The organism is Kitasatospora sp. NPDC089509 (assembly GCF_044749365.1).
GTDB lineage: Bacteria > Actinomycetota > Actinomycetes > Streptomycetales > Streptomycetaceae > Kitasatospora.
Genome location: NZ_JBIVHS010000024.1, coordinates 57,876 through 79,292, shown reverse-complemented (window position 1 = coordinate 79,292; position 21,417 = coordinate 57,876). Strand labels below are relative to the sequence as shown.

Annotated in this window: 21 protein-coding genes; 12 read left to right on the top strand and 9 right to left on the bottom strand. The window is 69.8% G+C overall.

Going from position 1 to position 21,417, the window contains the following annotated elements:
* Positions 1-91: 91 nt before the first annotated feature.
* Positions 92-553 carry a hypothetical protein gene (locus tag ACIP4P_RS35330; protein ID WP_400925579.1) on the top strand — a complete coding sequence of 154 codons (462 nt, stop codon included), beginning with the start codon at positions 92-94 and terminating at the stop codon, positions 551-553.
* On the opposite strand, the gene ACIP4P_RS35325 is transcribed toward ACIP4P_RS35330, so the two are convergent.
* A complete protein-coding gene (locus ACIP4P_RS35325; RefSeq protein WP_400925577.1) occupies positions 525-1,691 on the bottom strand; it encodes a methyltransferase domain-containing protein in 1,167 nt (388 codons plus the stop codon). The genes ACIP4P_RS35330 and ACIP4P_RS35325 overlap by 29 nt on opposite strands.
* 881 nt (positions 1,692-2,572) lie before the next feature.
* On the opposite strand from ACIP4P_RS35325, the gene ACIP4P_RS35320 reads away from it, so the two are divergent.
* Positions 2,573-2,896, top strand: coding sequence for a hypothetical protein (locus tag ACIP4P_RS35320; protein ID WP_400925575.1), 324 nt, complete (start codon positions 2,573-2,575; stop codon positions 2,894-2,896).
* Between the two features lie 491 nt (positions 2,897-3,387).
* On the opposite strand, the gene ACIP4P_RS35315 is transcribed toward ACIP4P_RS35320, so the two are convergent.
* The 4 genes from ACIP4P_RS35315 to ACIP4P_RS35300 all read right to left on the bottom strand — a co-directional run bounded on the left by ACIP4P_RS35315 (position 3,388) and on the right by ACIP4P_RS35300 (position 6,520).
* The gene (locus ACIP4P_RS35315; RefSeq protein ID WP_400925573.1) at positions 3,388-4,317 is read right to left on the bottom strand and encodes a LysR family transcriptional regulator; all 930 of its coding nucleotides are present in this window, start codon (positions 4,315-4,317) and stop codon (positions 3,388-3,390) included.
* Positions 4,317-4,970, bottom strand: coding sequence for a hypothetical protein (locus ACIP4P_RS35310; protein ID WP_400925571.1), 654 nt, complete (start codon positions 4,968-4,970; stop codon positions 4,317-4,319). The genes ACIP4P_RS35315 and ACIP4P_RS35310 overlap by 1 nt, the downstream gene beginning before the upstream one ends.
* Before the next feature lie 76 nt (positions 4,971-5,046).
* Positions 5,047-5,328 (bottom strand): hypothetical protein, encoded by a 282-nt coding sequence (locus ACIP4P_RS35305; RefSeq protein WP_400925569.1) that lies wholly within the window; start codon positions 5,326-5,328, stop codon positions 5,047-5,049.
* Positions 5,329-5,482: 154 nt separating this feature from the next.
* Positions 5,483-6,520, bottom strand: a complete 1,038-nt coding sequence (locus tag ACIP4P_RS35300; protein ID WP_400925567.1) for a GlxA family transcriptional regulator — start codon at positions 6,518-6,520, stop codon at positions 5,483-5,485.
* Between the two features lie 220 nt (positions 6,521-6,740).
* On the opposite strand from ACIP4P_RS35300, the gene ACIP4P_RS35295 reads away from it, so the two are divergent.
* The 3 genes from ACIP4P_RS35295 (at position 6,741) to ACIP4P_RS35285 (ending at position 8,501) form a co-directional block, all read left to right on the top strand.
* Entirely contained in the window at positions 6,741-7,013 is a 273-nt protein-coding gene (locus ACIP4P_RS35295) for a hypothetical protein (protein WP_400925565.1), read from the top strand.
* On the top strand, positions 7,010-7,366 hold the full coding sequence (locus ACIP4P_RS35290) for a hypothetical protein (protein ID WP_400925563.1): 357 nt from the start codon (positions 7,010-7,012) through the stop codon (positions 7,364-7,366). The genes ACIP4P_RS35295 and ACIP4P_RS35290 overlap by 4 nt, the downstream gene beginning before the upstream one ends.
* A 340-nt stretch (positions 7,367-7,706) precedes the next feature.
* Positions 7,707-8,501: a phosphoribosyl-dephospho-CoA transferase MdcG domain-containing protein gene (locus ACIP4P_RS35285; protein WP_400925561.1), complete on the top strand. Its 795-nt coding sequence runs from the start codon at positions 7,707-7,709 to the stop codon at positions 8,499-8,501.
* A gap of 85 nt (positions 8,502-8,586) precedes the next feature.
* Here the strand turns inward: ACIP4P_RS35285 and ACIP4P_RS35280 are convergent, their stop codons facing one another.
* The 3 genes from ACIP4P_RS35280 to ACIP4P_RS35270 all read right to left on the bottom strand — a co-directional run bounded on the left by ACIP4P_RS35280 (position 8,587) and on the right by ACIP4P_RS35270 (position 10,980).
* Positions 8,587-9,000 (bottom strand): SsgA family sporulation/cell division regulator, encoded by a 414-nt coding sequence (locus tag ACIP4P_RS35280; protein WP_400925559.1) that lies wholly within the window; start codon positions 8,998-9,000, stop codon positions 8,587-8,589.
* Positions 9,001-9,982: 982 nt separating this feature from the next.
* The gene (locus ACIP4P_RS35275) at positions 9,983-10,372 is read right to left on the bottom strand and encodes a S1 RNA-binding domain-containing protein (RefSeq protein ID WP_400925557.1); all 390 of its coding nucleotides are present in this window, start codon (positions 10,370-10,372) and stop codon (positions 9,983-9,985) included.
* Between the two features lie 44 nt (positions 10,373-10,416).
* Positions 10,417-10,980, bottom strand: coding sequence for a GNAT family N-acetyltransferase (locus ACIP4P_RS35270; protein ID WP_400925555.1), 564 nt, complete (start codon positions 10,978-10,980; stop codon positions 10,417-10,419).
* A 224-nt stretch (positions 10,981-11,204) separates the two neighbouring features.
* On the opposite strand from ACIP4P_RS35270, the gene ACIP4P_RS35265 reads away from it, so the two are divergent.
* The gene (locus ACIP4P_RS35265; protein ID WP_400925553.1) at positions 11,205-11,948 is read left to right on the top strand and encodes a hypothetical protein; all 744 of its coding nucleotides are present in this window, start codon (positions 11,205-11,207) and stop codon (positions 11,946-11,948) included.
* A 96-nt stretch (positions 11,949-12,044) separates the two neighbouring features.
* Entirely contained in the window at positions 12,045-12,425 is a 381-nt protein-coding gene (locus ACIP4P_RS35260; protein WP_400925551.1) for a hypothetical protein, read from the top strand.
* A gap of 16 nt (positions 12,426-12,441) precedes the next feature.
* On the opposite strand, the gene ACIP4P_RS35255 is transcribed toward ACIP4P_RS35260, so the two are convergent.
* Positions 12,442-14,100 carry a DUF4157 domain-containing protein gene (locus ACIP4P_RS35255; RefSeq protein WP_400925550.1) on the bottom strand — a complete coding sequence of 553 codons (1,659 nt, stop codon included), beginning with the start codon at positions 14,098-14,100 and terminating at the stop codon, positions 12,442-12,444.
* Positions 14,101-14,625: 525 nt separating this feature from the next.
* Here ACIP4P_RS35255 and ACIP4P_RS35250 point away from each other — a divergent pair.
* From ACIP4P_RS35250 to ACIP4P_RS35230, 5 genes are all read left to right on the top strand, one after another.
* A complete protein-coding gene (locus ACIP4P_RS35250; RefSeq protein ID WP_400925548.1) occupies positions 14,626-16,572 on the top strand; it encodes a hypothetical protein in 1,947 nt (648 codons plus the stop codon).
* 96 nt (positions 16,573-16,668) lie between these two features.
* The gene (locus tag ACIP4P_RS35245) at positions 16,669-18,105 is read left to right on the top strand and encodes a transglycosylase family protein (RefSeq protein ID WP_400925546.1); all 1,437 of its coding nucleotides are present in this window, start codon (positions 16,669-16,671) and stop codon (positions 18,103-18,105) included.
* Between the two features lie 171 nt (positions 18,106-18,276).
* Entirely contained in the window at positions 18,277-19,161 is an 885-nt protein-coding gene (locus ACIP4P_RS35240) for a MetQ/NlpA family ABC transporter substrate-binding protein (protein ID WP_400925544.1), read from the top strand.
* Positions 19,162-19,164: 3 nt separating this feature from the next.
* Positions 19,165-20,205, top strand: coding sequence for a methionine ABC transporter ATP-binding protein (locus ACIP4P_RS35235; protein WP_400925542.1), 1,041 nt, complete (start codon positions 19,165-19,167; stop codon positions 20,203-20,205).
* A complete protein-coding gene (locus ACIP4P_RS35230) occupies positions 20,202-20,864 on the top strand; it encodes a methionine ABC transporter permease (RefSeq protein WP_400925540.1) in 663 nt (220 codons plus the stop codon). Before ACIP4P_RS35235 ends, ACIP4P_RS35230 begins: the two co-directional genes overlap by 4 nt.
* Positions 20,865-21,417 lie beyond the last annotated feature (553 nt).

Here is a 21,417-nt window from a genome sequence, read left to right as displayed (position 1 = left end):
AGTCAACGTGTGGACGAGCTCAGTCGGGCGCTGGGTCAGAACTTCAGGACTTTGGGCGCGCGGATCAGACGAGGGCCTCCAAGATCCGGTTGTGACGCCCGACTTGGAGACCCTCTTGACCGCACTCTATGTGAAGATCGACGACGAGATCAGAGGAACGCGGTGGATGGGACGCCCGCCCCTGCTCAGCGACTCCGAACTCCTCTGCCTGGCGGTGGCCCAGGCCCTGCTCGGCTTCCACTCGGAGGCGCGCTGGCTGCGGTTCGCCCGCAAGCGCCTGGCCGACCTGTTCCCAAATCTGCCGCAGCAGTCGGGGTACGACAAGCGCCTGCGTGCGGCATTGCCGCTGGTCAAGCGCATGATCCGGGAGTTGGCCACGGACAGCGACTTCTGGACCGACACCGTGTGGATCACTGATTCCACCCCGGTGCCCTGCGGCATGTCCCGCCCGACCGTAGGGCACTGCCCCGGCCGGTCGGCGAGGACGAGCCGGGGCAGGTTCGTATCGCCCCAGCCCGTGCCGGTCACGACCGGGCAGGCGTCGGCTGCGTGATCGGCCAGCGCGGCCCGTCCGGGCCGGCCTGCCACGCCCACTGGGCGTCGGGGGTGACCGTGATGCCGTAGTCGTACCGGTCCGGGCGGCCGAGCCCCTCCCACTCGTCCCAGGCGGTGGCGATGTCGTCGCCGATCCGGCGCGGCCCGCCCTGGTACACCGTCACGGTGCCGTCACCGCGCGCGGTCAACGCCGCCCACGACCGGTCGCCGTCGTGCAGCCAGGCGTTGACACCGTCCTCGTCCCGGCCGGTGAGCAGCACCGCGTCCGGCACGGCGACCCGCAGGGCGAACAGGAGGTCCCAGTCGCTCTCCAGCGGGGCCAGGTCGCGCGTCAGCAGCCGCTCGGTGTCCGGGTCGGCGGTGCCGCGCACCGCCGTGTAGGCGGCACGGCCGGTGGGCGTCGGCGCCGGGCCGTGCCGGTCGGCCATGAACTGGGCGAGGCCCTGCACCCATCCGGTGGCGCTCTTGCCGTCGTCGGCGACCGTGAGGGCCACGTGCCCCAGCCTGCCCCAGGGGTAGACGAGCCGGCCGCCCGGCCGTACCGCCTCCACCCACGCCCACGGGACGGCCTCCACGGCGTAGGTGGCGTGCAGACGGTCGACCTGCCCGCCGCCCGGCAGCCCGCCGCCGCTCGCGTCGCCGGTCACCACCTGAACGTCCAGGCCGGCCGCTGCCAGGCGCCCGCGGGCGAAGTCGGCCAGGCCCGCGTCCACCTCGGTGGACACCACCCGCCCCGGGCCGGTGCGCGAGGCGGCCAGCGCCGCCGTCCACCCCTGCCCGGTGCCGATGTCCCACACCCGGTGCCCGGGCTCCAGCCGCAGACTGTCCAGCATGTCCGTCACCACGGCGGGCGCGGACAGCGACGAGGACGGCAGTCCGCCGCGCACCTGGGTGACGGCCGCGTCGTGGACCCCGGTGAACAGCTCGCCGGCCCAGCCCTCGGGATCGGCCGCCCGGTCCACCGGCAGATAGGCACGGCCGTCCCACCGCCACAGCCGCCCCGGCGCGAACGCGTCGCGGGGCACCGCCGCGAAGGCCTCGCGCACCCACGGCGACCCGGCCGGCCACGCCCGTTCCCGTTCCATCGCCGCGTCCAGGCCCGCCCGGCGCCCCGCCGGATCCTCGCCGCTCGTCACCACGTTCTACTTCCGCCGGGTGCCGGTCGGCGGCGGCGATGGCGGGACCTGCCCGTCCTTGTTGCCGGGCGGAGGCGTTCCCGATCCGGGGTCAGGGGCCGGCTTCTCGTGCATACCCATGCTGCTGCCCTCTCGCCTATGGGACATGGTCGGCCGCCCATCCTCGCCCACGCCCCCACCGACCGGTAGACGGCGTACGGCAGCGCCCGAGGGGCGCGCACCAAGGCATCGCGCCCCAGGGACACGGATCATCTCGGAACCCGGACGGACTCCGGCCGGTGGAACCGGGCGGGGACAGCGTGGGGGCATGCCACCGGTACCGAGGATGCCGTCAGCTCCCTGACGGCGACGGTCGTACGGGCGACCCGCGCGGGCCCGGCTTCTGCGAGAGGTGCCCGACCCGCTCCGCCGCAGTGACCGGCGGTCAGCTCGCCGTTGTCTCCTACGGGCCGACGGCGAGGCGGTCGGCGCGTGCCGCACGGACGGTCCCCCGCTCACGGCACGCGCGGCGAACTCGTCCGAGGCGACGCACCGCAATGCCGAGTTCCTCGGCCCTGGTGCGCTCGGAGTCGGCCGTTTCGCCGACCACGAGCATGCCGTCCGCCAAGAATCGCCGGCGTCCTCACGAGCAGCATCGCCGCCCCACTCCTCCGCTGCCTCACCTCGGTGTGCCACGGCGAGCGGTCGACCTCCTCCAGCACCAGCACCGGCACCCCGATCTCCGGGGCCTGCCACACCCCGGATGAACAAGCATCAGGCCCCCTCGGCCTCACCCGGAAGAATTCAAATGAATGATGCATGGTCAGGCCCGCGTTCTCCTCATAGGCTCACCAAAGGAGCTGCACAATCGCGCTTCCGGCAGACTATCCGAAGGTGGCAGTATGCGGATCAGGGATTTCTCGATCGTCCTTTCTATAGCCATGACATGGGGCATTTTAGTACCACTTGCCCATGCGGTCGACGTCATTCAGGAGCACAACTCCATCAACTGCCGCTTCGGGAACGGCAACGGCGAGAGGCAGAAGTACTGTGAGGCTCTCGCCAACAAGCCGATGTCCGACATGGCCAAGAATTGCCTGGTCAAGGCAGGGATCAGCGGCGCGGCAGCGCTGGTTGTCGGCAGGGTCAACGGTACGGCGGCCCGGGATCTGGCCGTCAACGTGGCCGGGGCCGGGGCGGCCGCCTGCCTGAGCTCTCTTGTCTGATCAAAACTGGAGACACCCCGTGCGACAAAAGATCATTGCATTTGCAATGCTCACAGCATTCATGATCGCGACCAACAAGATGCTCGCCCCACCTTTCTGGGTCCAATTGGTTCTTGTCGGCGCGTCCGTGGTAGCGACGGCAACTGTTCTTCATCTCTCGGGTCGAAGGCGTACTTAGACGCACCGTTCACGGCCCGGGCAACAGGAGTTGCTCCGCATTGGAAGCCCGACCGGAGAGATGAGCCGGCTTTCCGGGCCAGCTCGGTGAAGCTGCTGCGGTAACGGGTCGTGCTGCTGTGGGCCACGGCGCCGTGGATCCCCGTCGGAAAGCCCGGAGCATCGGCGAAGCAGCGCGACGGAACGGCAAGGGCTGCCTGCCGGATGAGCACCGGCTCGGTTCGTAGAACCAGAGCGGCTGGATCCGTGACCGCGGAGTGGTTCGTCCGGCGGTGGAACGTCCTGCGTCGTAGGCGTTCGACGGTGACCCGGATTCACCTCACCTGGGCTGTCGGCCGCTGCCGCATGCGGCGATCAGCCGCCGCCCGACTCAGGGCAGCCTCGAACGATGTCAGCAGTGCGTTTGTGGTGGACGTCCGCCGGACCGCGAACACCCGCCGTACGCATGGCATTCCGTCCAGTGCGCGCGCCGTCTCTCGACTGGGCCCGGCCAGGGCCAGATCGGGTACCAGGGCCACGCCGAGCCCGGCCCGCACCATCTCCTGCACGGCGTCGTGATTGTTGCTGCGGAACGCCACCCGCGGCGAGAAGCCGGCGTCGGCGCACAACCGCGTCAATAGCGCCGCTTTGGCACTCCCTTCATGGCCAGTGATCCATCTCTGCCCCGCGAGGTCACCGAGGCGGACCCGGTCGGCTGTGACGAACGGGTTGGCCGGCGGAACGAGCACGAACAGCCGTTCCTGCATCAGCTCGACCGCCGTGATCCCGGCAGGCCATTCCTCCGACATCAGGTCGTAGACGTAGACCAGGGCCAGATCGAGTGCGGAGGACAAGACCAGGGGCATCAGGTCCGATGACTCGCCCTCCTCCAGGTCCACCTGCGCATCGGGGTGCCACTGCGCCAGGCGGGCCAGTGCCCAGGGGATCAGCGTCGCCTGGGCAGCGGGGTAGCTCCCGACCCGCACCACTCCTCGATCACCAGCGGCAAGCGCCCGGGCCTCCTGCTCCAACGCCGTCAACTGATCCAGTACTCCTGCGCATCGTTCGCCCAGGACGATGGCGGCGCGGGTGGGACGGACGCTACGGGCCCCACGCTCGAACAGCGTCAGACCCGTGCTGCTTTCGAGCGCGCTGATCTGCTGGGAGACAGCCGAGGCGGAGTAGCCGAGCATGGAACCGGCCTTGGCGAAGGACCCTGTGGTCAGCACCATGTTTAGCGTACGGATGTGGATCGAGTTGAGCATCAGGTTGTCACCACTCCGGTGCTCAGGAGGACATGCGTCTGCTCCTTGCGGAAGGCCTTCAGCCTCAGGTGCCCGGTGACGGTTCCGGTCGTGGTGGCGATCGCCGTGCGGATGCGGGCGACGCGCGTCGTGGTCTCCCGCCTGTCATCGGCGGCTTGGGCCGGCGACCGGCCGCCCTGGGCCGTCTGGAGCGACTTGGTGAAACCACCGGCTTCCCGGGAGTCGGCTGTCCGGCCGGGTGAGGCCGTAGCGGGCCCTGCTGCCTCTGGGGCCAGGACGAATGTGCCGGTGGGAATGACGCCTGAGCTCTGCATGGTCGGTTTCTGTTCGTTCGATTTGATATCCGGGTGAACCGGGACACAGCTCAGCCTGCCGTTGCTGACGACTGGTTCGGAAGGGCCGCGGGGCCCGATGCCCTCCAGAGTGGGACATGTGTCCTGATCAGCCCGGATCGCCGCGGACGCCAATGCCGCCGGTCGGCTGCCGGGGCTGATCGCGATGCGGCCCGGCTCGCGCACCCGGCTGTGTCGCCGCCTGCGGTCGAACGGCTCGTTCTCGGCGAGGACCGGGTCGGGGTCCCGGACCTTCGCGCGGCACAGCTCGCGGTAGCGGAACTTCGCGGCGACATCGGCCGAGGCCACGCTCGAACCCACGACCCCGACCATCGGACGTCTGCGCCGACGCCGAGCCGTGCTCCACAGCGACGAAGTGTGGTGCGGCGCCGTTCGGTCACGGCTTTCTCTGTCGTGCTGCCTTCACGGTGGCGGCGCCAACGGAGATCGCGAATATGAAACCGGTATTGAAGAGCGAATCGGGATGCACGACGCCGCCGAGCGGACCGTTGTCGCGCAAGGCATTGGCCGCCCACAGGCCGGCTGCGGCCACAGCTGCCGCGCCGAGGAAGCTCAGCGCTCCAACGACGCTTGGGGTCCTTGCTCGACGAGCGAGCCACAGCGTGGCGTGAAGCCCGGCGCCGGCGAGGAAGCCTCCGAAGATCAGTAGGAATGCCACAAGGGTCTCCTCGGCCTGCGTCGAGCTGTCGCTGATGGAGCGGTAGGGCTTCGGGATCGCCGACCATGGCTCCGGCGATCCCGGCGCGTCGCATCATGCCTCCCGACAGCGTTTTGAGTCGCGTGCCCCCCTTCGCATCGCCTGACCACGACCGTCACGCGTCTCGATCCCGGTGAAGTCGATCTCGCCTCCCCTTCGGGACATGTCGGCTGGGCGGACCGGGCGAATGCCACCTGGCCCGAGGGAGGTTGGCCTTCCGGTAGGTGGAGGGGGCGATCCCGTACGCTCTCCGGAAGGCACGCCGCATCACTTCGGCGCTGGAGAATCCCACGGACCTCGCCACCTGTTCCAGGCTGTCCTGCGGGTGCTCCACCAGCCTCCGGCAGGCCGCCTGCAGGCGCACCTGGGCCACGAAGCGGCCCGGGGACAGGCCGGTCTCGGCGGTGAAGGCCCGGGTGAACTGACGGGGCGAGAGCGCGGCCCGCCAGGCCAGGGTCTCCACGGTGAGATCCTCGCCGGGGTGGTCGACGACCCACTCCAGGATCCGCCGCAACTCACCGCTCCTGGCCGCCGCCAGCCTCAGCTGGGTACTGATCTGGCCCTGGTTGTGCGTCCGCCGCAGGAACACCACCAGCTGCCGGGCGACCTCCAGCGCAAGGTCGGGTCCGTGATCGGTCTCCACCAGGTCGAGGGCCACGTCGATGCCGCTGGTCATTCCGGCCGATGTCCACACCCGCCCGTCACCGGCGTGGATCGGCTCGGAATCGACCCGTACGGCGGGGAAGGAGCGGGCCACGGCCGGCGCGAGCCGCCAGTGCGCGACGGTGCGGCGTCCGTCCAGCAGGCCGGCGGCCGCCAGCGTGAAGACGCCCTCGTAGACCGCGACGACCCTGCGGATCTCGGACGCGTTCCCCTTGAGCCAGGCAGCCACCTCCGGGTCGCTCGGAGAACCGGGGATCACCACGGTGTCGGGTGCGGGCTCCTCCGCCAGCGTGGACTGTGCAGCCAGGACCAGTCCACCGCTGGCCGTCACCGGCCTGCCGCCCGGGCTTGCCGTGCGCAGTCTGTAAGCCGGCCGGCTGCGCTCCGGCGCCAGAAGGCGGTTGGCCCAGTCGAAGACGGTCATGGGTCCGGTGACGTCGATGGCTTCCATGTCATCCGACAAGACGAAGAGTAGGTTCCGGTTCGTCATGGAACGTCATGAAAGCCGCTCACAAGGCCAAATGCCAAGCTCAGCAGGCGCAACACCCCGGTGGAGTCATGGTTTTCGCGGCGGCCTGGGTCGATCAGGACGCAAGTCCCACCTTGGAGGACATCGGACCACCGGGCCCTCCCTGGCCGGCCGTCAGCGGTAGCAGGATGAGCTTTGTCCGGTTCACCCGGATATTGGACCGAACGAATAGAAACCGACCATGCAAAGCCCGTGCATCAACCCCATGGCCACGCTCGCCCTGGCCGTCGCCCGCTTCCTCGGATTCGCCTCGGCGGCCGCGACCGAGCCGCCCACCGGCCAGCTAGCCGACCGGGCCGCCGGCGACCGGGCCGGCGACCGGTGGAAGCAGGCCGCCGACCTGGTGAATCGCGAGGCCGTGGACGAGGGGCGGCTCTCCGGACCCGGCAGTGCTCAGGGACTCCTCGCCGATGGGGTCCTCCCCAACGCATCGACCCGGGGCAGGATCCTGTGATCACCGCGGCCGTCATCACGCCGGTGCCGAGGGACCAGCAGCAGACAGCACTCCGGCACCTGGCCGACGGCCAGGAGACGGACGCGCTGAAGGCGTTGCTGGTGGGGTCCGACCTGTCGCCCGCTCACGCTCCCGCCGCGCTCGCAGTACTCAGGAAGCGCAACCTCCCGGTGACCGCGGACGAGGCGGCCGCAGTCCTTGCCGAACACGATCCCGCCTTACGGCAGGTACTCCACGGCCTGCTGTCAGCAGGACGCCGCCGCGAGGCGCTGATCTTCCTGCGCGGAGCCACCGGCGTCGGCATCGTCACCGCCCGGCGGATCGTGGCGAGCCTCACCCCGGCTCCGGCGTGACCGTGGGCCTGCTGACGCGCTGGACACTGCGCCGGGCACGGCTTCGTGGCCACCTGGACGCCAAGGACCGGGAACCGCAGGTGCCGGCCTGACCCGGCCGCCCACGCAGCGGCAGGCCGGTGGCAGAGCCCCCACCGACGCGGCCCAGTATTGGCCGGGCTGGACCAACAGTCATTCCATGAACGTCAGTTGAAAGACGGTCCCAGCCGATGGCCGTGAGCCCCGGCTCCCGCACATCGACCGTTCAGTGGACACCCGATTGCCGCCGCCCGTCGCCCGTCGCCCGCACCGCACCCGACCGGGCCAGCCCGGATATCCGAACTTTCCTGAGGCTTCTCACATGCCCACCGTGGCCCCGCACCATGTCCTCGATCCAGATGAACAACCGCATGGCGCGCTACGGCGTCCATTGGCACCTCTGAACGGGCAGCTGCCTGTCGCCCACGATCTGCTCCTGTTGCGCTACCCCGGCGCCCTACGACCGCTCGATCGTGGCGGACCCCCGAATTGGGCGCGGCAGACACTGCGCACACACCCATGGGTGACAGTCGCGCGGGCGCCGTCTGTGACAGGACCGGGCGAGCCCTGGGTCCCGGTCATGGTGCGTGGTCCCCAGCGGGGGCAGCGGTTCGACGCGATGGCCCCCCGGTCCACAGTGGCCCGCATACTGCGTCCCGAGCAGCTCACTGATCGGCTCAAGCTACTGCCACCGCGAAGAGTGGCGGCCATACCGGGCCTGGCTGCGCTGCGAGCAGTCACGGGACTCATCACGGACCATCGACTGGCCTGGGGGCCGATCGGCGCGATCGGCTACGAACTGGCCACTGGTGAACCGGTGGCCGGCCCGCTCAGCCCGTTGCGCCTGGTCCTGCGCGCCCCTGCGTGGCTCAGCCGGCGTGACGCCATGAAACTGTGGCGGGAACTCGGCCGACTCGATGTGGAGCTCGACGCCGAGCTGGAGATTCGGAACCACGTAGTGCCGTTGGACCGCTATGCCCGGGGCACCGTGGGCCGAGCGAACTCGGGTAGACATCCTGCGCAGGCGGCGATGTCACGGGTACTCCGGGCGATGCCTCGTCAGGTGCTCCACGACATAAGGCAAGGAGAATCGTCTCATCGTGGACGACGTCGGTAGATCTTTGGGCCGTCTCGTCACCTTCGTCGGCCTGTGATGTCCGGGCAGGTCGGGCTCTCATGGTCGTGGGAATGTTTCGAGATCATCACCTCTCTCGAAGAATTTTTTCGAGCTGGGCGTCAATATGCTGTTCGGTCAGTTCCTGTCCGACTGGAACCAGGCTGTCCGTCCGGTCCAGGAAGGCGTTCAGTGACCTACTTGAGGCGAGGAGTAGAACACAGCCGAAAGACGAATTCAGCGCGATGGACGTCTCGGAGAGATCATCACCAGTGGGACGTATGCGGACATCACCCTCGCCGACGGCCCGGCTCAATCCGTCGATCAGCAGCTCCCGCGCGAAGTACCACGTGACACGGGCGCCGTGGTCAGGGTGGAAGGTGAGTTGAACCGCGTATGGATCGTCGGCCACGTATGCCAGGTCCACCAGGATGAGACGGGTTGAACCGGTCGAGGAAGCGATCTCCATCACCATGTGTCCGAGAACTGTGCGGTGCTGCACGGCGTCATCTCCTCGCGTTCTGCCCGCGACCCTCGGGAACCCGTCCCGACAGCCGTGCGGCATATCTTTGATGGCCCTGTGAAGAAATGCAGAAGCAAGCATGTCGACCCAGGTGAAGCCGACCATGAAGGTGCTACCCCAAACCTGCAAAACCTGTCGTTCAATCGATTCTGACCGGTCCATTCCCATGCCCGCAAGAGCTCACGAACAAAGAACTCAAGAGCAGGGACCTACGATCCACAACCCAGGGCCCTTGGCCCCAAGAGCGGCTGCTGAGGCTTGACTTCAAGGCCACCGCACCGTATGCCGAACCAGCGCGCCGAGCCGGGCGGATCACCTACCTTGATATTGCAGATACAAATCTGCTTTGCAGACGGCCCACCAGTACCGCCGCAGTGCCTGTCGCCGTTCCGATGAGGAGCTGAGCGGATCAGGAACATCCAACTCACCGAAGACAATTGCCGCTCTGAAGCACGAGAAAGAGCCACACATGTACAGGGATCACCTCCGCACAGTCGCTGTCGCCTCTCTGGCGACCGTTGCTCTGGCCGCTGTGGTGGCCACATCGGGCGCGAGGCCGACTTCAGCGGGATGCGCCCGCTGCCGCACCGGATCTCCGAGGAGAGGGTCGGCCGCCACACTGACCAGAGCCCGGTTCGGTCTGCGTTCACCGGTCGCCGGCCGATCGCCGGCCTCTGTCGACGACAGCCGCCCCCTCATCCCTCGGATGAGGAAAGCCACCGACTGACGAGCCGGTTCGCACTTGCGGCGGCGACGTGACCAGTAGCGTCGCGGGATGAGGCTTCTAGCGTCGCGGGATGAGGCTTCGCGGATACTGCCACCGCCGGTCTTCGTCTCAGTCCGTCCGCTGGTGAACCAAGTTGGGCGGCAGGGGGCGAGGAGCATGCCGGTACGGGTGCGGACATGCCGTTGCGGTGGGACCCGTCGGGGCTGGTAGACAGGGGAATGGACGACGAGATCATCACCCCGGTCGAGCGGATGCTCGCGAAAAGGGGCCTGCGAGCGCATCATCGTGGACTTCACCCACCGCCTCGACCTCGCCGACCCGGGTTCGGTGGCCGAGCTGATCGTTCGGCGAGCATGTTGTCGCCGACTCCGAGGTTCTTTCCGCTCCACCGACGGCGCCCGGTCGCAGCCGGCGACGCTGGAGGTCGACCTTGCCGACCTTCACTGTGGTCAACTCGCCTTCATCGACGAGCTGGTGCGGGTTCTCGATCGGCTCGTCGGTCGGCTCCGAGAGCTGAAGGAACCCCTTGACGTCGGAAGCAAGTCGCACGAACACACCAAAGGAACGATCTTGATGACCGACCCGACCCCACCGGAGGCAACCACCGCCCCTGGCCGTCCTCACCCGCCTCCGCGCCTCTGCGCCTCATAGCCGGACCGGATGGGAGGTCAGCGCTGCTCCCACTGCTCCTTCGTGATCTCGTACTGCACGCCGCCCAGGTCGGCGCCCTCGACCATCAGCATGTCGTCCGGGGTGGGAAGGGAATGGGAGAACGTCATGCCCACCTTCTCCACGACGTTGCGCGAACCGCGGTTCAGCACCATCGTCGCGGCCCAGACCATCCGCAGGCCGAGCTCACCGAACCCCTTGCGCAGCAGGGCCCGTGAGACCTCGGTGGCGTAGCCCCGGCCCCAGGCCGCCCTCCGCAGCCGGTACCCGAGCTCGGCCTCGTCCTTCGGGCCGTCCTTCGCTGGTCGCAGGCAGAACCAGCCGATGAACGCCCCGCCGTCCTTCTCGAACGCGGCGAACAACCCGAGCTCGCCGCCCCACCTCTCGTAGCCGGCGATGATGTTCGGCAGATGGCTCTCGCGGACGACCTCCGCGGGCGTCGCTTCCCCACCCGACAGGAACCGCATCACCGCCGGATCGCCGTCCAGTTCGATCAGCAGGTCCGCGTCGTCGGCGGTGAACCGGCGCAGCGTCACGCGCTCGGTCTCCAGATAGATGGCCATGCAGCGGATCATTCATGAACCACCCGAGTCCCTCAACGCATTTACGACACCACCCACCCCTGCACGGTGTGGGCCGTGGCGCGCGGCTCGCTCGCTCGAACCGGCCCGCGATCCGGGCCGTGGCTTGTTCGAAAATGGCGTTGAGGCCGTGCCGGCGCCCCCGCTACGGTCGGCTCCGACGATCGATGTCACCCGCCTATGAAAGCGAGTCCATGGCCCGGGACATGCTCACTGTCTGCCTGCCGCCCACCGACCCCGCCGACGTGCCGGACGCGCTGGCTGCCGCGATGGCCCCGTTCTGGAACGACGCCGAGATCCCGCCGGGCGGCGTCTGGCAAGGCGAGTGGCAGTGGTGGCACGTCTTCGGCGGTGACGGCGCACACGGCCTGGCGGTCCGTGCCGGAGACGAGGCCGATCCGAGGCTGGTACGCAACCCGCTCTGGTCCGACGGCAGTCCGCGGCCGCCGCAGCCGGCCGGGCGCTGCGACGGCGGGCCGCGTGGCCTGCTCGATCTGGACTCCGACCGCGCACCGGTGGCGGCTGCGGCGGCCGCGGACTGGGACAACTGGACCGCCTTCAGCTCCGACTTCGAACCCGCGCTGTCGCAGTACGCCATGATCGCGCAGGCTTCCGACGGCCGGGCGGGGTGGGCGGCGTTCTTCGACCAGCCGGTCATCCGGGCCGTGGCCGCCCTGCGGGCGAGCAGCGAGCAGGATCACCGGTGGGCCCGAGCGCCTGACCCGGTCGGCTGCTACGCCGGCACCCGCGAGCAGTTCGTGCGTCGAAGGGCCTCCCGCGTGGTGCCGACCAACGTGCTGCTCACCCTGGACGGCGAGTGGCTCGACGGCACGTGCACCTCGCCCGACCCCGACGCTCTCGTCGGTGACCGGTACTTCGACTTCGCCGACCGCTACCTCGACCAACTCGCCGAGAACGCACTCATGGTCCGCATCCGCTTCCACTCCTGACAGCCCGCGTGACCATGAGCTGCCGTCGGCGACGACTCATCGACCCGCCGAGCGGATCGATCACGAACTCGCACGTGAGGACAAGGAGGGAATGCGGTGCTGCAGGTTCTGTACAGCGGGGGGACCAGGGAGCTCGAACTGTCCGGAACCCGGCAAGGGCTGACGGCCCTCGGGCAGCTGCTGCGGGGGAAGGCCGGAAACGGCGATCTCTCGGAGAACCGGCACCCTTTCCCCTACGAGGGGTCACTGTCCGGGATCGCGTTCTCGGAGGATCCGGAGCGGGCTTGCGTTTCGATCGTCATGGAGGCCCGGACCCTGTGGATCCGGGGAGGGCGGGAGGCCCTCGACCTCCTCGCCGACAACATCGAGGGCTTCGCCTCCGAGGCGGACACAAGCCATCACTGCCACGTCGACTTCCCGACGTACGACTACATCTCGCCGGAGTCGGACCCGCTGGTGATCGCGTTCTTGACGTGAGTGCTGCCGCAGCACACTAGTTCTCCCGGGTCGGTCCCTGGCCCGCCAGGATGTCGGCGAAGACGATCACGGCCGCGCTCTCGCCGTACTTCGCCGACCGCTCCTGCCGGAAGTCGCCGCTCCGCACGAGGATCTGACGGATGTGGATCCTGGTGCCGATGGGGAAGGTCATCTCCGCCTCGGACTGGTTGTTCCTGCCGAGCGCCCTTCCCCGGTGATCCTCCGGGAGGCTGAACTCCCAGACGATCTCCTTGCCGGCCACGTACGAGTGGGTCAGCGGATCGCCGTACGTGGTCGACAGGATCGCCGGCCACTCGATCGTCTGGTCGACCGAGACGTAGCCGCCGTCCGGGTGGCTCTCCTGCTGCTTGAGGATGCCGCCGAACGACTCGTACAGGTGCTTGCTGTCGCCCCGCAGCACGTTGCCGTCCTCGTTCGCGCGGGGCGTCGCGAAGTCGTCCCACACGCCGTTGATCCGGGCGAAGATGTCGAAGGTGTCCGCGAGGGCCTTCTTGTCCCACGCCCCGGTGGTCTGCTCGTCCGCGTAGCCCCGCGCCATGGCGACACTGCGCCACGTGTCGAGCACCTCGTTCTCCTTCGACGTGTAGGAGAAACCGGGGGCGGCGATCTCGCCGGGGGTGAAGCCGACCTGCCCGAGGGCGGCAAGGAGCGGGTTGATCCGGCGGTAGTCGGCGCTGAGGTAGTTCTCGCCGAGGTCCAGGTCCTTCTGCTTCTGCCTGGCCGCGAGGACCGCCGGGTCCAACTCCAGGGCACGGGCTGCGTCGTACTGCGCGCGGGACGCCTTCCGTCCCGCGACCGTCCCCCACGACCTGTCGCTGGTGGACGCCCGGGGCTTCCTGCCGTCCGCGCCAGGGGAGATCAGGTAGGACCCGAAGCCGAAACCGGTGATCGTGTGCCCCTCGATGTCCCCCTCGTCCGTGTGCTTGACGACCTGGGTGCCCGCCGCGAGGCCCGTCTCGAGAGTGCGCTGCACGGCTGCCTGCGCCGCACCGGCCGACGCGGACCCGGGGTCGGCCGAACGCTGCACGTCGGAGGAGGTCCGGGGGGCCGGACGGCTCATCACCGCACGGGCGTTGGCCTCGGCCTCGCGCTCGAAGCGGTCGGAGGGGTCGGAGACCTTCAGCCCGTCGCCGTTGTCGGTGCCGCTGACCGGTCCCCGGCGCTGCTGGATGACATGGGTGAGTTCGTGGGCGAGGGTGTGCGCGCCGCCCCCGCCCTCGCCGATGACGATGTCGTTGCCGGAGGTGTAGGCGCGCGCGCCGACCTCGGCGGCGGAGGCCTTCGCGGCGGCGTCGGTGTGGAGGCGTACATCGGAGAAGTCGGCGCCGAGGCGGGACTCCATGTCCGTACGGGTGGCCTGGTCGAGAGGCCGACCGGGGCTGCGCAGGACGTCGTGGACGGAGGAGCGCTGGAGCGCCGGGGCCGGGGCTCGCTGCACGGCGGGGCCCTCGTGGCCGCAGCCGTCCCCGTGCCGGTGTTCCTCCTGGTCCGGGCCGTGGCCGGCCCGGCGGAGCATCTGGACGACCGCCGCATTGCCCACGGTGGCCTGGAGGGCGAGCAGCCCTGACCGTGGCTGCCCGGCCCGGGCGGCCCCGTGCCCCGCCTCCCGGCCCGCCTTGGCCCTGCCGGCTTCCTCGTTCTCCCGCTTGCGCATCGGACTCCGCCCCTCCTGGGATCGTCGACAGCATCCCACTCAACCCGACGGCCGGGGCACGGCGGACGGTTCATCAGGGCAGAGCCAGGGGCCGGTACGACGGTCTCCCGCGGCACTTCCGTGCACCCAGGCGGCACGGCAGCGGGACGGTGCGGTGTCCCGGGACACTACCGGGGTCGGGGGCGGCCGGACGGGCCCGCTGGACCGATCCGGTCACTGCCGTTTCCGTCCACCCGGCACCCCTTCCACCCGCTCCGAACTGCGACGAGAGTAGTTCTCGCCAGCCGGGGACGACACCCGGAAGGCACCGGCGAAGCGTCAACCGCGGGACACGAGGCCGGAATCACCCATGACACCGTCTCAACTCCCGGAAGGGTCCGCACCCGCCGCCGCAAGGCCGCGTGACCGCTGCTCCTGCAGGGCAGCCGTCCTCGCCGGGCGCGCACCCACCGAGACTTCCGCGCCGACCACCGGCATCGGCACGATCACCCGCCTTCTCCTCATTCAGTCAGGACTTCCTCAACCATGCCTTCCTCCCGCCTGTCCAAGCTCACCCGCGTCGCCCTCGCCGCCTCGATCGCCGCCTCCGGTGCGATAGCCGCCACCGTCGTCACCACCACGGCCGCCCACGCGGCCCCCGCCTCCAGCGTCACCGGCCAGATCACCCGCTCCGAGGTGCTCGCCCGTGCCCAGTACTGGTACAACCAGAACCCCGGCCTGATCTACTCCCAGGGCGGGACGTTCCCCGACTCCAGCGGCCGCCCCTACCGCAGGGACTGCTCCGGTTACGTGTCGATGGCCTGGCACCTGGGCTACAGCGCCGACACCCGGGCGATCGCGGACTCCGAGACCTACGAGATCTCCCGCAGCGACCTGCGCCCCGGTGACGTCCTCAACAGCTACTACAACCACGTCATCCTGTTCGAGAAGTGGGACGACGCCGCCCACACCACCTTCTCGTACTACTCGTTCGGCTCGACCCCGGTGAAGCACCGCACCGGTGTCTCCATCAACGCGACCCTCGACAGCCACCCCAACAGCGAGTACCGGGCGCTGCGTTACAAGAACATCGTCGAGGACACCAGCACCTCCCCGTCCGCGCTGCCCGCCGGCACCCTCGTCAAGTCGCCCAACGGCCCCACCGTCAAGGTCATCATCAACGGCGCCGGTGTGCCGCTGGCCGGCTCCGACGTCGCCGCGGACGGCTACGACCTCAGCAAGATCGTGACGGTGGACGACGGCGCGTTCAACGCCCTGCCCGGCACCCCGCCGACCGGCACCGTGGTCCACGACCAGGGCGGCGGAGCGGCGCGCTACGTCGTCATCAACGGCTCCGCCCTGCCGATCTCCGGCAGCGACTGGACGGCGGACGGCTACAACACCCGTTCGGACATGGGCGTTCCGTCTTCCTGGCTCCAGGGCGCCACCAAGGGCACCGTGGCCACCGGCATCGTGGTCATGGACCAGTCCGGCAACGACCCCGCCCGCTACGTCATGGTCAACGGCGCCGCCCTGCACATCTCGGCCGACGAGTGGACCGCCGACGGCTACAACCAGCAGACCCTCATGGGCGTGCCCACCGACTGGCTCAAGGCGGCCGCCGCCCGGACGCTGCCCACCGGCACCGTCCTGATGGACCAGGCCGGCACCGACCCCGCCCGCTACGTCATGGTCAACGGCGCCGCCCTGCACATCTCGGCCGACGAGTGGACCGCCGACGGCTACAACCTGCAGGCCCTCATGGGCGTCCCCGGCGCCTGGCTGAACAAGGCCGCCGCCAAGGCCCCCACCGACGGCACCGTGCTGATGGACCAGGCCGGCAACGACCCCGCCCGCTACGTCATGGCCGGCGGCGCGGCCCTGCCCATCTCCGCCGACGAGTGGACCGCCGACGGCTACAACCAGCGGCCCACCGCCGGCGCCCCCGGCAGCTGGCTGGGGGCCACCGTCAAGAAGACCGTCGCCGACGGCACCCTCGTCAAGGGCCAGGCCGGCACCGATCCCAACGTCTACGTCATGGTCAACAACTCCGCCCTGCCGCTCACCAACGCCGAGTTCACCGGCTCCTACGCCAACCAGCCCGTGCTGGGCGTCCCGGAGACCTGGGAGGCCTCCGTGGTCGGCCGCCCGCTCGCCAACGGCACCGTGATCAAGAACGTCGACGGCTCCGACTCCACCGTCTACGTCATGGCCGGTGGCATGGCCGTCCCGCTCGGTTACGCCGACTTCACCGGCTACGGCTACGACAAGCTCCCGCTGCGCGCCGTCCCGGGCACCTGGGAGCAGAAGGCCGCCGCCAAGCCGGCCCCCGTCGACGGCACCCTGCTGCAGTCCTCCGACAGCACCACCGTCTGGCAGGTCGTCGGCGGCAGCAAGAAGGCCGCGGTGCCCGGCGGTTACAACCCCGCCGACGTGGTGAAGGTCCCGACCGCGCTGACCGCCAAGCTCCCCACCATCTCCGTCACCGCCTGACGCTCCCGCACCACCACCACGGGTAGCCCGGCCACCGCCGGGCTGCCCGTGGCGCCTGCCACCGAATCCGCGCACCACCCCTGGGGGACCACCGCCATGACCACCACCGCCCGCAAGAAGCCCGCGCTCGCCCTCGCCGCCGCCACGCTGCTCGGCCTCGCCGCCCAGCTGGCCGTCGGTGCCGACCAGGCCTCCGCGGCCTCCGTCGCTACCTGGGACAAGGTCGCCCAGTGCGAGAGCACCGGCGACTGGTCGGTGGTCTCCGCCACCAACCCCCGCTACTACGGCGGCCTCCAGTTCTCCCAGAGCACCTGGCTCGCCTACGGCGGCAGCCAGTACGCCCCGTACGCCAACCGGGCCACGAAGCAGCAGCAGATCCTGATCGCCGAGAAGGTCCTCGCCAGCCAGGGCCCCGGTGCCTGGCCGCACTGCGGCGCGGTGGCCGGTCTCGGCAACGACCACGCCGACCCGTACCCGGCCGCCCCGTCCTACCCCGCCCCGTCCTCGCTGCCCGCCGGCACTCTCGTCAAGTCGCCCAACGGCCCGAGCGTCAAGGTGCTCATCAACGGCGCCGGGCTGCCCGTCGCGGGCTCCGACGTCGCCCCGGACGGCTACGACCTCGGCAAGATCGTGACGGTGGACGACAGCGCGTTCAACGCCCTGCCCACCACTCCGCCCGCCGGCACCGTCGTCCACGACCAGGCCGGCGGGGCGGCACGCTACGTCGTCGTGGCCGGCGCCGCCCTGCCGATCTCCGGCACCGACTGGACCGCGGGCGGCTACAACACCCGTCCCGACATGGGCGTTCCGTCCGCCTGGCTCCAGGCCGCCGTCAACGCCGCCCTGCCCACGGGCCTCGTCGTCCACGACCAGGCCGGCGGGGCCGCCCGCTACGTCGTCGTCAACGGCGCCGCCCTGCCGATCTCCGGCACCGAGTGGACCGCCGACGGCTACAACACCCGCGCCGACATGGGCGTCCCCGGCGGCTACCTCGCCACCGCCTCCGCCACCGCCCTGCCCGACGGCACCGTCGTCACCGGCCAGGCGGGCACCGATCCGTCCATCTACGTCATGGTGGGCGGCAGCGCCCTGCCGATCTCCGGTGCCGAGTGGACGGCCGACGGGTACGACAAGCAGTCGCTCATGGGCGTGCCCGAGGCATGGCTGGGCAAGGCCGCGGCCAAGCCCGTCCCCAACGGCACCGTCGTCAGGGACGTCGCGGGGACCGACACGACCGTGTACGTCATGGCCGGCGGCACGGCCGTCCCGCTCACCTACGCCGACTTCACCGGCATGGGCTACGACAAGCAGTCCCTGCTGGGTGTCCCCGGCGCCTGGCTGGGCAAGGCCGCCACCGGGACCCCGGCGGACGGCACCCTGCTGCTGTCGCCCGACGGCCCCACCGTCTGGCAGGTCATGGGCGGCGGCGGCAAGAAGGCCCTGACGGCCGCCGACTTCGGCCCCGGCAAGTACAGCTTCTCCGACGTCGTCAAGGTGCCCACCGGCCTGACGTCCAAGCTCCCCACGGTCTGACCCGGACCGTCGGCGTCGGCGGTATGGCGGCGGCCTCGTTCCCCGGGAAGTCCGGGGAACGAGGCCATGAACGAGGCCATGGACGTGCCTTCTGTTGCGAGGCGTTGCACATTGATGAACAGTGGCCTTCAAAACCAAGGTCATCAACGAATCTGACCTACGGTTACCCGCATGCTGAGCACCAAGAACCACCGGTACACGGCCACCGCCGTAACCGCTCTCCTCGCGATCGCCACCCTCACCGCCTGCGAGGACAAGGGTTCCGACGGAGCGGGCAGCCGGATTCGGATCGGAATCTCCGGCAGCAGCTCCGACTGGGACGTCCTGGCCGAGAAGGCCAAGGCCGAGGGGCTCAAGGTCGAGCTGGTCACCTTCGACGACTACTCGCTGCCCAACAAGGCCCTGGCCGCCGGGGACATCGACCTCAACGCCTTCCAACACCTGGCCTTCCTCAGCCAGTTCAACGCCGCCAACCACACCGACATCGTGCCCATCGGCGCCACCGCCGTCGCCCCGCTCGGCCTGTTCTCCAAGAAGTACAAGTCCGTCGGCGAACTCCCCGACCAGGGGAGGATCGCGATCCCCAACGACCCGACCAACCAGGGCCGGGCGCTGCGCGTCCTGGAACAGGCCCGACTGATCAAGCTCAAGGACGGCTCGGGCCTCCAGGCCACGCCCGAAGAGATCACCGACAACCCCAAGCACCTGAAGATCACCCCGATCGACGCGCAGCAGACCCCGCGCGCCCTGGAGGACACCGACGGCGCGGTCATCAACAACGGTGTGGCCGGCCAGGCCGGGATCGACCCGACCGGCTCGATCTTCCACGACGACCCGAACAACCCGTCCACCCGCCCGTACATCAACGTCATCGCCGCCCGGGCGAAGGACAAGGACAACCCGACCTACCGCAGGATCGTCGAGCTCTACCACTCGCCCGAGGTGCAGAAGGCCGCCGCCGAGGAGTCCAAGGGCGCCAAGGTGCTGAGCGACCTCGACCCGACCGCGCTGCAGGCCGAGCTCGACAACCTGGCGAAGACCGCGAAGGCGGGCTGACCGGTGATCGAGCTCCGCAACCTCTCCAAGACCTTCCCCGGAACCGGGAAGTCCGCCCCCTTCACCGCCGTCGACGACGTCTCCCTCACCATCCCGCGCGGGAGCGTGTTCGGCGTCATCGGCCACAGCGGCGCGGGCAAGAGCACCCTGCTGCGGCTGATCAACCAGCTGGAGCGTCCCACCTCGGGCAGCGTCCTGGTGGACGGCCAGGACCTGTCCGGCCTGAGCGAACGCCGACTGCGCCCGCACCGGCGCCGGATCGGCATGGTGTTCCAGCAATTCAACCTGTTCAACTCCCGCACGGTGTACGGCAATACGGCCTACCCGCTGAAACTCGCCGGACTGCCGCGCGCCGAGGTGCGGGAACGGGCCGAGCAGGCGCTGCGCTTCGTCGGCCTCGCCGACCTCGCCCGCCGGCACCCCGAGCAGCTCTCCGGCGGACAGCGCCAACGCGTGGGCATCGCCCGGGCGTTGGCCGCCTCGCCGAAGGTCCTGCTCAGCGACGAGGCCACCTCGGCGCTCGACCCGGAGACCACCGGCGAGGTCCTGGCCCTGTTGAAGCGGGTGAACGAGGAACTGGGCATCACCATCGTGCTGATCACCCACGAGATGGACGTCATCCGCCGGATCTGCGACCGCGTCGCCGTGATGGACGGCGGCCGGGTGGTGGAGACCGGCGACGTCTACGAGGTCTTCGCGAACCCCCAGCACCCCACCACCGCCGCCTTCGTCCGCTCCGTCCTGCCCGAACAGCCCGCCGGCGAGACCCTGGAACGGCTGCGCGAGCGGCACCCGGGCACCCTGCTGACCGTCCCGTTCCGGCACGACGGCGACCTCGGACGGGACCTGTCCGGCCTGCTGCGCCGGCACGGCCTCGACTTCTCCCTCGTCTCCGGCGGGATCAGCGAGGTCGGCCGGCGGCCCCTGGGCAGCGTGACGCTCGAACTGCACGGCGCCGAGGCCGAGGTGGCCGCGTTCCTCGCCGACCCGCAGGTCGTCGGCCTCACGTCCGCGACGAACGGCCGCAGGGCGGTGGCGGCATGAAGGTCGACTGGGAGCTGTTCCGGCCCAAACTCATCGACGCCACCGGCGAGACCGTCTACATGGTGCTGCTCACCCTGCTGCTCTCCTCCGTGCTGGGGCTCGCCCTGGGCCTGCTGCTCTACGCCACCCGCAAGGGCAACCTGCTGCAGAACCGGCCCGTGTTCGCGGTGCTCAACCTGCTGATCAACCTCGTGCGCCCGGTGCCGTTCATCATCGCGATCATCGCGCTCGCGCCGCTGACCCGGGCGGTGACCGGCACGATGATCGGCACGGACGCAGCGGTCTTCCCGATGGTCGTGGTGGCGACCTTCGGCGTCGCCCGGATCGTCGAGACCAACCTGGTCTCCGTCGACCCGGGCGTCATCGAGGCCGCCCGCGCCATGGGGGCCGGTCCGCTGCGGGTCCTGCTCACCGTCCTCGTCCCCGAGGCGCTCGGCCCGCTGGTCCTCGGACTGACCTTCGTCCTGGTCGCCCTGATCGACTTCTCCGCCGTCGCCGGAATGGTCGGCGGCGGAGGGGTCGGCAACCTGGCGATGACCTACGGCTACCAGCGCTTCGACACCTCGGTGATGGTCGTCACCGTCGCCATCCTCATCGCCCTGGTCCAACTGGCCCAGCTGGCCGGCAACCTGCTCGCCCGCAAGGTCCTGCGCCGGTGAACCGTCAGGAGGCCGAGGCCCGGTAGGCACCGCGCACGCGGGGCCGGTGTCTCGGCCTTCGGGTGCACCGGCACGATCCGCCGGTAGGCCCTGCGCACGCGGGACCGGTCCGCACACAGCACGATCGCTCCGGTACCGGCTTCGTCGGCGCGCAGGACCGATGCCCGGCCGGTGTGGACGATGAGGCCGACCCGGTCCGCCCGGGTGCACCTCACCGCGCCCCGACGCCAGGCCGAGCGGGCCGTGCCCGACCGGCAGCGGAAATGGAGAGGACCGACTGGCGTGCTAGCCCCAGCCGGGCGGGAGCAGGTCCCAGGAGTCGCGACCGAGCCATTCGCCGAAGGTGGCCCGGCTCCGGGCGGGCGACTCTCCTGCCCAGGACCGGGCCTGGTGGATCACCCGGAACCGAGGGGCGCCCCGAACGCCTCACGTCGCCCTGGCTGCCCGAGGAAGGCTGCACCACCGGTGATATTGAGGGCTTTGGTCCCGTTTTCCCACCTAGATCATATTTGCCCCTTACGCCGGACTCGATTGCTCTGGCAGAGTCCGGGAC